This window comes from methane-oxidizing endosymbiont of Gigantopelta aegis, from assembly GCF_016097405.1.
In the GTDB taxonomy this organism is placed as follows: domain Bacteria; phylum Pseudomonadota; class Gammaproteobacteria; order Methylococcales; family Methylomonadaceae; genus Methylomarinum.
This window is the reverse complement of record NZ_JAEHGD010000001.1, coordinates 1,760,590-1,773,366: the sequence shown is the minus strand read 5'-3', so window position 1 is coordinate 1,773,366 and position 12,777 is coordinate 1,760,590. Positions and strand designations below refer to the sequence as shown.

The following is a 12,777-nucleotide window of genomic DNA, read 5'->3' as shown; positions in this document are numbered from 1 at the left end:
TTGATCTTTATAGTGTGTTTTTGATGCGCAATACACACTCTAAAAATATGCATTGCGCGTCAAAATCGAAAACCGTTAATTTTAACATAGTTCCTGCTGAACCGCAGAAAGCAACGCGCATCCGGCTTCAGTTAACGTGCATTTAACGGAGTTCGTCACATGCCAGCCACCCCTCACAAATGAAGTCAACGAACACATCAAACCCGCTGTTTTTTAACTTTTTCTGCATTCACAAACAAAAAGAACTGCGCCAAAAGCTGACGCAGTTCTTCTACTACAAAAGTCTTATCGACTTATTTTTTATCATCATCCTTAACTTCTTCGAATTCAGCATCAACAACACTGTCATCTGCTGAAGAAGCCGATTCAGCCCCTGCGCCAGCGGCAGATTCTGCTGAAGCTTCCGCACCACCTTTCTGGGCATAAGCTTTTTCGGCTAATTTTCCTGACAATTCGGTCAAGGCTTTGGTTTTAGCCTCAATCGCGTCTTTATCATCACCTTTAACTGCCTCTTTCAGCTCGTTGATTGCTGTTTCAATCGCCGATTTTTCATCACCGGAAACCTGATCACCAAGCTCTTCCAGTGATTTTTCAGTCGCATGAATCATGCCTTCCGCAGCATTTCGCGCCGTCACCAGCTCTTTTAGCTTTCTATCTTCTTCGGCATGTGCCTCAGCATCCTTTATCATGCGTTCGACCTCTTCCTCAGACAGTCCACTTGATGCCTTGATCACAATCGACTGCTCTTTTCCGGTCGCTTTGTCTTTAGCCGATACATTCAAAATACCATTGGCATCAATATCAAAGGTTACCTCAATTTGTGGCACACCTCGTGGTGCAGGTGGAATATCGGTCAAATCAAACCGCCCTAGCGATTTGTTCGCCGATGCCATTTCCCGCTCACCCTGCAAGACATGTACCGTTACCGCAGTCTGATTATCTTCTGCTGTCGAGAATACCTGTGATGCACTGGTTGGAATCGTGGTATTTTTCTCAATCAGCTTGGTCATCACACCACCCATGGTTTCAATACCCAAAGATAGTGGTGTCACATCCAGCAACAAGACATCTTTGACATCGCCACCTAATACACCCGCCTGAATCGCAGCACCTAATGCCACCGCCTCATCCGGGTTAACATCTTTGCGCGGCTCTTTGCCGAAGATGTTTTTCACCATCTCCTGAACTTTAGGCATACGCGTCTGACCACCAACCAGAATCACATCATTGATGTCGGAAGCTGATAATCCAGCATCTTTCAACGCTTGCTCACACGGCTTGCGTGTTCTTTCAATCAGATCGTCAACCAAAGATTCCAGTTTCGCGCGAGTCAGTTTGACATTTAAATGCTTAGGCCCTGAAGCGTCAGCCGTCACATAAGGCAAGTTGACATCGGTTTGTTCTGCTGATGACAGTTCAATCTTGGCTTTTTCGGCAGCTTCCTTCAAACGCTGCAGCGCCAATGGATCGTTATGCAAATCAATGCCAGTATCTTTCTTGAACTCATCCGCCAAATAATCAATGATTCTCAAGTCGAAATCTTCACCACCTAAGAAGGTATCACCATTGGTAGACAATACTTCAAACTGATGCTCGCCTTCGACTTCCGCAATTTCGATAATGGAAATATCAAACGTACCACCACCCAAATCATAAACAGCCAATGTTACATCACCTGGTGTTTTGTCCATACCATAAGCCAATGCCGCTGCTGTTGGCTCATTGATAATCCGCTTGACATCGAGACCGGCAATCCGTCCGGCATCTTTAGTCGCCTGGCGTTGTGAGTCGTTAAAATAAGCCGGCACCGTAATCACCGCTTCAGTGACTTCTTCGCCTAAAAATGCTTCAGCATCTTTTTTCAGCTTCATCAAAACTCTTGATGACACTTCAGGTGGCGCCATTTTCTTACCACGCACCTCAACCCAGGCATCACCATTTTCAGCCTTAACGATTTTATAAGGCACCATACTGATGTCTTTTTGTACCACATCATCATCAAATTTACGCCCAATCAAGCGCTTGATGGCGAATAACGTGTTCTCAGGATTTGTTACGGCTTGCCGCTTAGCCGCTTGACCGACTAAAACCTCATCGTTATCGGTAAATGCGATAACCGAAGGCGTCGTTCTTGCGCCTTCACTATTTTCAATCACACGTGGTTTGCCGTTTTCCAGCACAGCCACACAGGAATTTGTGGTTCCTAAGTCAATTCCAATTATTTTTCCCATTGATCTCTCCCGTTTTCTTAATTAATTTGTTAGTTCTAATATGCGGCTCGTTATTGCAATTTCAAGCCTGCTCATCAATTTTTGTGTTTTCATCGGGCTTTTGCGAGTCATCCGCTTTGGACACAACGACCATCGCAGGCCGAATCAAACGGTCATTCAAGGTGTATCCCTTTTGAAACACATTGATAACCGTATTGGGCTCGACCTCCGATGTCGGCTGCATTGACATAGCCTGATGCTTTTCTGGATCAAACGGCTGCCCTATTGGATCAATGGCTTCAATATTAAACTTGGAAAATACGGACTCCAATTGCTTTTTAGTTAACTCGCTACCTTCCTTATGCTTTTGCACCTCAGGGTGGTCGCTATTTGCAGCCAAGATGCCTAACTCAAGGCTATCAATAACAGTCAGCAATTCTTTAGCAATTTTCTCTAGACTATATTTATGCGCATTTTCAAGATCACGTTGAATACGCTTCTTCATATTTTCCATTTCAGCGACCGCACGCACCGCCTTATCCCAATTTTCCTCGGCCTTTTTTTCAGCCTCGGCTAGCTTTTTCTTCAGTGTTTCAATATCGTCATCCGCTGTATTTTCTGCCTGAGCATCATTTTGGGCAGAATCTAGCTCTTGCTCCGGCAAATCCTGTTCAGATGTCGGTTGTTTGTCACTCATAATCATTCGCTCCAATGAAATATTTATTTAATAAATCCAGTAATGGGGTCAATTATCGACTCTTCAAGGCCGCACCCAATAATTTTGCCGTCACATCCACAAAAGGAATTACTTTTTCATATGCCATCCGGGTCGGTCCTATCACTCCCAAGACGCCCAATACCTGGCCTTCGACGCTATATGGGGCGGTTACAAGCGAGCATTCCTGGAACGGCTCATAATCCGATTCTTCACCGATAAAAATCTGAACCCCTTCGGCATGTTGACACTTATCCAATAAATGTAATACAGACTGCTTTTGATTAAAGGCTTCAAATAATTGTTTCAATCGCTCCATATTGGATAATTCCGAAAAATCCATCAGGTTAGTCTGACCACTGACGACGTAGTCCTCATGCGACGTGTTTTCAAACACTTGTTGCGCCATCGTCACGGCATCAATCATTGCCTGATTCACCTGATGTTGATTATGCTCCAGGTCTTGCACGATTGCTTCCCGAACTTCCGCTAGACTCTGGCCGGCATAAATTGAATTCAGATAATTCGCCGCTTGCTGTAATTCTGCGGCCGAAAAGGTACGATCCGTATGGATGATTTTGTTATGAACCTCCTGTTCATCGGCGACAAAAATCACCAAAATTCGATTATTAGACAATTTCAGAAACTCAATATGCCTGAACTGAACAATCTCCCGATTAGGCAAGGTCACGACGCCGGCCATCCGCGTCACCTCTGACAAAATTCGGGATGCTTTCTCCACCACCTCATCCTTTTCCATTGAGGCATTAAATTCACTATTCACCTTGTTTAACAACTTCTTGTCGACCGGTTGAACCGTCAACAAACTATCGACGAACAAACGATAACCACTCACCGTCGGCACCCGCCCCGCTGACGTATGCGGTGAACGAATCAGCCCCATATCTTCTAAATCAGCCATCACATTGCGGATCGTGGCCGGACTCAAATTCAGCTGACTATCTTTTGATAAAACCCTGGAACCTACTGGCTGGCCATCCTGCACATAACGTTCGACCAACGCCTTTAACAGTTGCAGCGATCTTTCATTTAAATTGTGATTATCAATTGTTGTATGCATAAGATTCACCCATTAGCACTCAGCACAAACGAGTGCCAGCGAGCAAAGCTACCAGCTATATTTCCATCTGTCAATCTGCTGTAAAATAAATATCGCCATATTCCGCGATGGCTCGCCCGCCAGCATTATCTGTATCGGTCATAATCGCTATCGCATCGATTACCAAAATATCCTCATCGAAAAAGCGTTTAAAATCCTTGCGGACATCCCTTTTTTCCACCTTCCACTCACCGCCGGCATCGTCCTGACCTCTGACCGCCACCATGATAGCTTGCCTGCCTGCAAATGCATTTTCCCATACGCTGCCTCGAGCCTGATTCGCTGACCACACATAATTTATGGCCTTCGTACGCCAAAAGGCCAATCCTCCTTTTTTAATGACATAAATTCTGGCCGCATAATCATCACCGGCCTTACTTCGCTCATCCCTATCCCTGGCAGCAGGACACTTGATCACCTTCCAGCGCCAATTCAAAAAAGGCGTTTTGCTTAAATCAACCGTTTGATTTTTAACTAAGCCAGAAGCTGTTTGCTGGCTATCGGCTTCTAATATTTGGTCACCGTGATCAAATTTCAAGCGATAATGGGTTTCGCCGTTAAATTTCTGAGACGTCCAACCCGACAAATCTCCGACCGAAAATCTTCCGACCATCAATCTCTCAGACGCTAATAAAACCGCACTCATCATCAGTACACTCAAAAAAAACCAAGTCCTGTTTTTCATCGTCTAAAAACAAGCTGCATAGTCCAACACGACCTCATTACAATTGAAAAAAATGCGTGCATAATCAAAGCGTATCACCCACTTTAACGCATATTCAAACCACACCGCCAAAGTCATCAAGCGCGCTAAAGCCGCCCAAATCCGATACTGTGTATTACTTGAATTCCGCCAGACGGCTATTGACCAGAGTATGCTGGGTAAACACAAAACAAAATACACGTCATCCCAACTCGATGCACTGAGCTGGCCTGCAAGCACCAGGCTATCGACAGTAAAAACAGCCAGATTAAAAAACAAAAACCAGGGCCAAAACACAGCCCATAAAGGCTTCAAGCCCAACCAGCATAAATGTACATAATGTTCGTCAAATAATGACTGCACTAATTCCTCTTTTTGCTCAGGCGGTGGCGCAGTCAAGCCTAGAACAAATAATAAAAGCAAGGCGACACCCAATAATTCAGATAGGGAAAACCACTTGATATGCGTAAAAAATAAAGGTAATGAATAATAAAACATGAGACTATAATCGTTTTAAAATTAAGACTATATCATTTAATCGACTGGCCGCTCATCACCCATGCAATCTTATACTTTTAAGAATATTGGCATCACAACCAAACCTAATGCACCTGAAATTATCAGCGTCCTCTGCCGCCTGGGGCGTTTTTTAGCCCAGAAAGGTTATCGTATATTTCTGACCGAACACAGCCAGCAATATGCATCGGGCTTTGATTACACGACATGTCCACTTGAGTCGTTGGGCCAACAGTGCGATGTTGTTATTGTTGTCGGTGGCGATGGCACTTTTCTGGCAACTGCACGGGCTATCGTCAACGATCAAATCCCTCTGATTGGCGTCAACCTAGGCCATCTCGGATTTTTAGTCGATATTTCGCCCGATGAGCTGGCAACTCACCTGGATCTTATTTTGCAAGGTCACTACCAAAAAGAATCACGTAGCCTACTCAATGCCCAGGTCATTCGGGATGATGCCATAATTCATCAGCAAACTGCCTTGAATGAAGTCGTAATCCATCGTTGGGTCACGCCAAGCATGATTGAAATCATCACCTCCATCAACGGTGCTTACTTTAATACGCAGCGCTCCGATGGTTTAATTATCGCCACCCCGACAGGCTCCACAGCCTATTCTTTATCAGCCGGCGGCCCGATTATTCAGCCCTCATTGAATGCGCTGGTTTTAGTCCCGCTCAATCCACATACCTTATCCAATCGTCCAGTCGTTATTGATGATGATTGCGAAATTGAAATCCGCTTTAGCCAGACTAAGCAAATCCACGCCTTAGTGACTTGCGATCATCTGGAGATTCCGGATGTACGCATTAGCGATATTATTAAAATCAAAAAAGAAGCCAAACAACTGATTATTCTGCATCCTGAAAACCATGATTTCTTTCGTATTTTGCGTGATAAACTCAACTGGAGTAGCGGTTACCATATATAATAAAGTGCTTTAACTGCCTGTTTAACACAGTCCCGACCATGCTTTCAACTATCAACATCATTGATCTGGCCGTCGTTAAAAACCTCATGCTTGAACTCAAGCCAGGCATGTCTGTTTTAACCGGAGAAACCGGCGCCGGTAAATCCATTTTACTGACCGCGTTAGGGCTGGCGCTTGGCGATCGTGCTGATTCCGGATTTATCCGCCCTGGCAGCCGACGCGCTGAAATTTCGCTTGAATTTGATTTGAGTGATGCACCGAAAGCGAAAGAATGGTTACAAGAACACGAACTCGATGATGAGCAACATTGCATTATCCGCCGCATCATCAATCAGGATGGCCGTTCCAAAGCCTGGATCAACAATCGCCCTGCCACACTTCAGAGTCTGCAAGCGCTAGGACGCTTACTGGTCGAAATTCATGGACAACATGCCCACCTGACCTTATTACAACATGACGAACAGCGCAGGCTGCTGGACAATTTTGCTTCGAACCAACCCTTAGTCGCCCAGTTAAACCAGGTTTTTAAAGACTGGAAACAAACCCAAACCGAACTTGAGCGTTTAACTCAAAACAACAAAGATCAAGCCGAACGTGAAGAATTCCTGCGTTATCAGCTGCAAGAACTGCAACAACTTGATCTGGAACAATTTGATTTTCAGGCCCTTTCTGAAGAACACAGTAAATTATCCAACTTAGGCTTGATTTTGACACAAGGCCAACAACAACTTGATTTACTCTATGATAATGATCAGCAATCTTTAAACCAGTCATTGGCACACTCTGTCACTGTACTGAGTGATTTAAGCCAATATGCACCTGAGTTAGATGAAATAACCGCCTTGCTGGAAGAAGCCCAGATTCAGATTTCCGAAGCCAGTCATCAGCTCCGCCGCTTTCTAGAATCGCAGGAACTTGACCCCGGCCGCCTAGCTGATCTGGATGCCCAAATTAGCCTGATTATGGATTTAAGCCGAAAACATCATTGCCAAGCCGAACAATTACCGCAAATAGCCCGACAGATCGAACAGGAACTCGACCTTCTGAGCCATAGCGATGAACGGATTGAACAGCTTTCAAAACAGTGTGAAAACTTTTCTCAGCAATATCAAAAGTTAGCTCAGCAATTAAGCCAACGCCGGCTACAGCAAGGCAAAATTTTATCCCGCCGCATCAGTGCGATGATTCAGGAACTCGGCATGCCGCAAGGCGAATTTATTATTCAGATCGAAACCGATCTGTCATCACTGCCAAAGCCCAATGGCCTGGATAACATTGAGTTTTTAATCAGCGCCAACCCGGGCCTGCCACCCAAACCGCTGGCAAAAGTCGCATCAGGTGGTGAGCTATCGCGTATCAGCCTAGCCATTCAAGTTACAACCAGCAGCGATAAAACGGTGCCCACCATGATTTTTGATGAGGTTGATTCCGGCATTGGCGGTGGTATTGCTGAAATTGTAGGGCACAAAATGCGCCAGCTCGCCGATAACCGGCAAGTGTTATGCGTCACACACCTGCCGCAAGTTGCCGCGCAAGCACATCAACATTTGCATGTCAGAAAAAACACCGAAGCAGCGGTCACCAGTTCCAGCGTACAAACGCTGAGCCAAGAGCAACGCATTGAAGAACTCGCGCGTATGCTCGGCGGCGTTCGTATCACTCAAAATACCCGTAATCATGCCGCCGAAATGTTACAGCACACAGGAGAGGACTAATCATGCGCCGTTTTCCAGCCGAATGGGAACCCCAATCTGCCGTCATGATCGCCTGGCCACATAGCGAAGGTGATTTTAACAACCTAGCCGAAGTTGAAGACAGTTATAGCCTCATTGCACAAACCATCAGCCATTATCAATCTTTGATTATTCTGTGTCGTGATGCAGCGCATCAACAACACATCGAACAGCTGTTAAACACAACGACGCAAACCCATTTCATCCAGGCCAATTACGATGATATTTGGCTACGAGACACAGCTTTTTTGACTATCGAAGAAGACCGGCAGGCGCGGTTACTGAATTTTAGATTCAATGGCTGGGGTAATAAATACCCACATACTGCAGACAATCAATTAAATCAACAGTTACTGCAACATCCTATTTTTTCAGGTTTGTCCTGTCAACATATCGATTTTGTGCTGGAAGGCGGCAGTATTGAATCCGATGGTATCACTACCCTGATGACCACCGAAAACTGCTTACTAAATCCCAACCGCAACCCGGACTACAACCGTTTTGCCATCAGCCGTACCCTGGAAAACCATTTCGGTTGTGAAAAAATCCTATGGTTACAGCAAAACAACCTGGCCGGCGACGATACCGATGCCCATATCGACACCCTCGCTCGCTTTTGCAGCCCTGAAATCATCGCTTACAGCACCTCTGACACCCCTGATGATCCGCACTATCCGGGACTGCAAAAACTGCGCCAACAACTGGAAACCTTCACCACAGCCAGCGGCAAACCCTACCAATTGGTGGCACTGCCTTTACCCGCACCTATTTACGATGACAACGGCCAACGCTTGCCGGCGAACTACGCCAATTTTCTGATTATCAATCATGCCGTTTTAGTACCGGTCTATGGCGACCGCAACGACGAAATTGCCTTAAGCCGCATCGCCCAATGTTTTCCGGAACGGGACATCATCCCTATCCCCTGTCGTCCCATTGTTCACCAATATGGAAGCCTGCATTGCATGACCATGCAGTTTCCAGCAACCTTGGAACTTGCCCTATGAGCCACCTTAAAGTTTGCGCCATACAACAACCTTGTAAACTCAAAAAACAAGAGAACCTGGCCTACTCCATCCGGCAAATAGAACAGGCCGCAAGGGAGCATGTTGACCTGGCCGTCCTGCCTGAACTACATTGTGGCCCGTATTTCTGCCAAACCGAAGATACCGCTGTTTTTAGCCAAGCCGAAACCATCCCCGGCCCGACCACGGATTTACTGAGCCGGGTCGCTAAAGACAATAGCATTGTGATTGTCTCGACTCTGTTTGAAAAACGCGCGCCCGGCCTTTATCACAACACCTGCGTCGTATTTGATAAGAATGGTGCGATTGCCGGCCGTTATCGCAAAATGCATATCCCGGATGACCCGGGCTATTATGAAAAATTTTACTTCACCCCGGGCGATTTGGGCTTTACGCCGATTAAAACCTCGATTGGCACACTTGGCGTATTGATCTGCTGGGATCAGTGGTATCCAGAGGCTGCTCGCTTAATGAGCCTGGCGGGTGCGGATATACTGATATTCCCGACTGCAATTGGCTGGGAGCCTGCCGACACAGCCGCCGAAAAGCAACGCCAACTTGATGCCTGGATAACAATTCAACGCAGTCATGCCATTGCCAATGGTTTACCGATTATCAGTTGTAACCGAATTGGATTTGAGTGTGCACCCGATCAAAACGGCGGTATTCAATTCTGGGGCAACAGTTTTATTGCAGGCCCTCAAGGCGAAATTCTCCAGCACGCTAACGACGAGGAAAATAAAATTCTGATACAGGATTTGGATTTAACGCGCAGTCAGGACGTCCGTAACATCTGGCCATTTTTTCGTGACCGCCGTATTGACGCCTACAATGACTTGAATAAACGTTATATTGACTGATGTTATACACAGAACGAGACAATCGATAAAACCCAGGTTTGAAATATCAAGCCAATGCTTATCTTGAAAGCAACGCGATTAGAGGTGGGAGGTCTTTTTGATGGGATTTGAGCGGCTGCAGGAGCGGCATCAGCCACGATTAGATCGCAACTGTGGGCCGCTCCCGCAGATAATCTTTAAGCCATTTTATGCGCTACGCTAAATGTTTTACTGAATTTCAAATTCAGATTTATCATGCCCGGCTGCAATCAGTTCCTGCATCCATTTAGGGGGCACGCCACGACCAGTCCAGGTTTGCTCTGGATTAGACGGATTCCGATATTTCGGTGGAACCTTAACGCCTTTCCGAGAAGATTGTTTTACACCATCCTGAATAATGACATTAATACCGACAGAATCGGCTAATGCCTTGATTTGAGCGATGACTTCTTTCTTTTTACTTTCCTGTTTTTCTCTTAATGCCTTTTCAGCATTTTGAATCATAGCTTGCAGTTCCGCTTCAGAAAGCTTACTCAATTCGGTCATAATATCCTCTTGGTTATAAATAAAAATAAACCTAGATATTATATATATAATCTTATAAAAACAAAAGCATTAACCCAGCCTTTCCATTGTGCACATAAAAATAATTCTTGTTATTTCTGGAAAAGATGGGTTAATCAAATAACATAAAACCTTATTTCAGCTAAAACCTGCTGATTTCGATTAACTAACGTGACACGCCATTCGCCTTTTTGAGAATAAGTAATCAATTTACTGGTTGAAGCTCTCCAATGGTTTCCTAGTATATTAAGTCTTCTGCTAAATACTATTTTATTATTCAGATACCATTTATGGAATAAAACCTTTCCTTTCATCTGATTGATTTCGGTAAAAAAATAGACACCAACCGCCTTCGCCTTATCTGCCTTAACCCACCCTGTCACAACCTCATAAGCGCCAACTTAAGCCATTAAATCATTGATTACGTGTTGAAAAATAAAGGTGTGGCCACCACATAGAGTCTTTTGCCGACAAAAGTGAAAACCCTATGAAAAAGCAGCCACCTCACATAGATACTCGTTTTGAACAATTTGTGCAAGAACTTCCAGAAGATTATCAACAACAAGCCTATGAATTTAAAGCCTTCACGCGTGCGCGCAAGATCCGTTCGCCCTTACAACTGTTACAGTTGGTGATGCTCTACTGTGGTCTGGATTTCTCCTTGCGGAGTTGCGCCGGCGAGGTGGCTCACTTACAGGGCTACCTGAGTGATACGGCGGTAAAAAGACTGGCGGCCTGCGTTCCTTGGGTAAAATCCTTGCTATCGGGCGTATTTGGGTTGCATCAGGTGGTTGACAGTGGTTCATTAAGCTTCGTTATTATTGATGGCTCGACCGTGCAGGAACCCGGTGCGACAGAAACCACGTATCGGCTACATATCGCGATAGATTTGATTTCACTGACATTGCGCCAGGTTGAAGTCAGTACGGACAAGATTGGCGAAAGCCTTGACCATTATGTGCTGGAATCGGGCGATGTCGTGTTGATTGATCGTGGCTACAATCAACCGAAGTCGTTGGTGCCTTTATTGACCGAGGTGGCGATATTGTGCTGCGCTATAACGCACACAGCATGAATTTATACGAGCTTGACGAGCACGGCAAAATGATAAAAATTGACTGGGAAACGAAATTACAACGTCTCGGGAAACAAGCGGGGGCTATTCCGGTTTATTTGTGCCATGATACTAAACGAATCGCCTGCACGGTACATGCGGTTCCGTTACCTGCCGAAAAAGCGGCGCAAGCCCGGCGTAAAGCGAAACTCAGAGCGCAGAACAAAGGACGTACAGCCCAGGAAAAAACGCTCTATCTCAGTGAATGGGTCTTAATTTTAACGTCCGTGCCGGTCGAGTTGCTCAGCACCGAAACGGCTGCCGCGCTCTATCGTGTACGCTGGCAGGTGGAATTGGTGATCAAACGGCTGAAAAGCCTGTTGGCGATCAATCAATTACGTGCCCGTAAAGACAGTCAATTGGCCGAATTGTATTTACAGGGCAAACTTCTGTATGCGGTGGTTACGGAAAAGATCGCGCAGCGGTGTTTTACCAAGGCCTTGACGAAAATGGATGGGCCGCGTGCATTGACACCCTGGCGTTTGTATAAAACGATTGCTGAGGACATTAAATCAGGATTGAACGCCTGTTTTCCGAAGCAAGAACGCTTTCAGCGTGATTATTTGAAAAGCGTTAGCGAACGCCCGAGAAAACGTTCGTTGCAGAGTCTACCTGAACCGATTTTGGGAATGATTCGACAATGCAGAGAGCTGGGCGTAAGTCGTGTTTAATCAAGTGGTTGGGGGCTTAAGTTGGCGCTTATGTGTCACAACCTCCTCAGGCTCCTTTTGTTTTAATGAATAAGCAATAACAGCCCGACTTACTCTTTTATCAGCTATATTGATTTTAACTGGAAACTTATATTTCTCTGTAATATTAGCGGTATCTTTTTTAATGTGAACATCTGGTTCTTCAACTGCTACAGTCTTTTCGGTTTTGATAGGAAATGAATCGTTCTCTTTTTTAACTACGCTCGAAGTCATTACATTATCAATTTCAGTACGCGTATTTCTCACTTCATTATCACTTTGCGCATTATGCACCAGCCTGCCATTAGCTTCTTCTTCGGATTGATTAGCCACCCAAAAAAATACCATTCCAATGATTAATATAAGTCCTAAAAAAAACATAATAAGCCGTGGAATATTCCACTCTGTAATCATCTCGGGCTCGATAGAGGATACTGTATCCTGCATTTTTTTCTGATTGATTTTGATTACTATTCTTTTTTCAGTCATGATGTTGTTCTAGTGCTGCACCAGCTAAAGTCTTGAAAGATACAATTTGAATCGTGTGTGTCATTTTGACTTGGTAATATACCACTTACGGCCTATCATTAAGCATCACTTGCTAAAACTGGAATTTTG

14 protein-coding genes are annotated in these 12,777 nt (G+C 45.1%); 6 read left to right on the top strand and 8 right to left on the bottom strand.

What is annotated here, in order from left to right; all coding sequences use genetic code 11:
- Nucleotides 1–293 precede the first annotated feature (293 nt).
- The 5 genes from dnaK to JEU20_RS08870 all read right to left on the bottom strand — a co-directional run bounded on the left by dnaK (nt 294) and on the right by JEU20_RS08870 (nt 5,246).
- A complete protein-coding gene (dnaK, locus tag JEU20_RS08890) occupies nt 294–2,231 on the bottom strand; it encodes a molecular chaperone DnaK (protein ID WP_198245114.1) in 1,938 nt (645 codons plus the stop codon).
- Nucleotides 2,232–2,292: 61 nt separating this feature from the next.
- Nucleotides 2,293–2,907: a nucleotide exchange factor GrpE gene (gene grpE, locus JEU20_RS08885; protein ID WP_198245969.1), complete on the bottom strand. Its 615-nt coding sequence runs from the start codon at nt 2,905–2,907 to the stop codon at nt 2,293–2,295.
- 52 nt (nt 2,908–2,959) lie between these two features.
- Nucleotides 2,960–4,006, bottom strand: coding sequence for a heat-inducible transcriptional repressor HrcA (gene hrcA / locus JEU20_RS08880; RefSeq protein ID WP_198245112.1), 1,047 nt, complete (start codon nt 4,004–4,006; stop codon nt 2,960–2,962).
- 70 nt (nt 4,007–4,076) lie between these two features.
- Nucleotides 4,077–4,730, bottom strand: a complete 654-nt coding sequence (locus JEU20_RS08875; protein ID WP_245395163.1) for a DUF3047 domain-containing protein — start codon at nt 4,728–4,730, stop codon at nt 4,077–4,079.
- A gap of 3 nt (nt 4,731–4,733) precedes the next feature.
- Nucleotides 4,734–5,246: a hypothetical protein gene (locus JEU20_RS08870; RefSeq protein ID WP_198245110.1), complete on the bottom strand. Its 513-nt coding sequence runs from the start codon at nt 5,244–5,246 to the stop codon at nt 4,734–4,736.
- A 61-nt stretch (nt 5,247–5,307) separates the two neighbouring features.
- Between JEU20_RS08870 and JEU20_RS08865 the strand changes: the two genes are divergently transcribed.
- Genes JEU20_RS08865 through JEU20_RS08850 form a run of 4 tightly spaced genes read left to right on the top strand, consistent with a single transcriptional unit; the run spans nt 5,308 to nt 9,813 of the window.
- Nucleotides 5,308–6,195, top strand: a complete 888-nt coding sequence (locus tag JEU20_RS08865) for an NAD(+) kinase (RefSeq protein WP_198245108.1) — start codon at nt 5,308–5,310, stop codon at nt 6,193–6,195.
- Nucleotides 6,196–6,233: 38 nt separating this feature from the next.
- The gene (gene recN / locus JEU20_RS08860) at nt 6,234–7,910 is read left to right on the top strand and encodes a DNA repair protein RecN (RefSeq protein WP_198245106.1); all 1,677 of its coding nucleotides are present in this window, start codon (nt 6,234–6,236) and stop codon (nt 7,908–7,910) included.
- Between the two features lie 2 nt (nt 7,911–7,912).
- Nucleotides 7,913–8,935, top strand: a complete 1,023-nt coding sequence (locus JEU20_RS08855; RefSeq protein ID WP_198245104.1) for an agmatine deiminase family protein — start codon at nt 7,913–7,915, stop codon at nt 8,933–8,935.
- Nucleotides 8,932–9,813, top strand: a complete 882-nt coding sequence (locus JEU20_RS08850; protein WP_198245102.1) for a carbon-nitrogen hydrolase — start codon at nt 8,932–8,934, stop codon at nt 9,811–9,813. Before JEU20_RS08855 ends, JEU20_RS08850 begins: the two co-directional genes overlap by 4 nt.
- Before the next feature lie 207 nt (nt 9,814–10,020).
- Here JEU20_RS08850 and JEU20_RS08845 read toward each other — a convergent pair whose 3' ends face one another.
- Nucleotides 10,021–10,338, bottom strand: coding sequence for an H-NS histone family protein (locus JEU20_RS08845; protein WP_198245100.1), 318 nt, complete (start codon nt 10,336–10,338; stop codon nt 10,021–10,023).
- A gap of 134 nt (nt 10,339–10,472) precedes the next feature.
- The gene (locus JEU20_RS15890) at nt 10,473–10,670 is read right to left on the bottom strand and encodes a DUF2914 domain-containing protein (protein WP_425356706.1); all 198 of its coding nucleotides are present in this window, start codon (nt 10,668–10,670) and stop codon (nt 10,473–10,475) included.
- Nucleotides 10,671–10,843: 173 nt separating this feature from the next.
- Here JEU20_RS15890 and JEU20_RS15215 point away from each other — a divergent pair, with 173 nt between their 5' ends.
- Both JEU20_RS15215 and JEU20_RS15210 read left to right on the top strand, forming a co-directional pair.
- A complete protein-coding gene (locus JEU20_RS15215) occupies nt 10,844–11,431 on the top strand; it encodes a hypothetical protein (RefSeq protein WP_245395162.1) in 588 nt (195 codons plus the stop codon).
- Entirely contained in the window at nt 11,404–12,141 is a 738-nt protein-coding gene (locus tag JEU20_RS15210) for a transposase (RefSeq protein ID WP_245395161.1), read from the top strand. The genes JEU20_RS15215 and JEU20_RS15210 overlap by 28 nt, the downstream gene beginning before the upstream one ends.
- On the opposite strand, the gene JEU20_RS08830 is transcribed toward JEU20_RS15210, so the two are convergent.
- Entirely contained in the window at nt 12,142–12,648 is a 507-nt protein-coding gene (locus JEU20_RS08830) for a hypothetical protein (RefSeq protein WP_198245096.1), read from the bottom strand. It lies immediately after the preceding gene.
- Between the last annotated feature and the right edge of the window lie 129 nt (nt 12,649–12,777).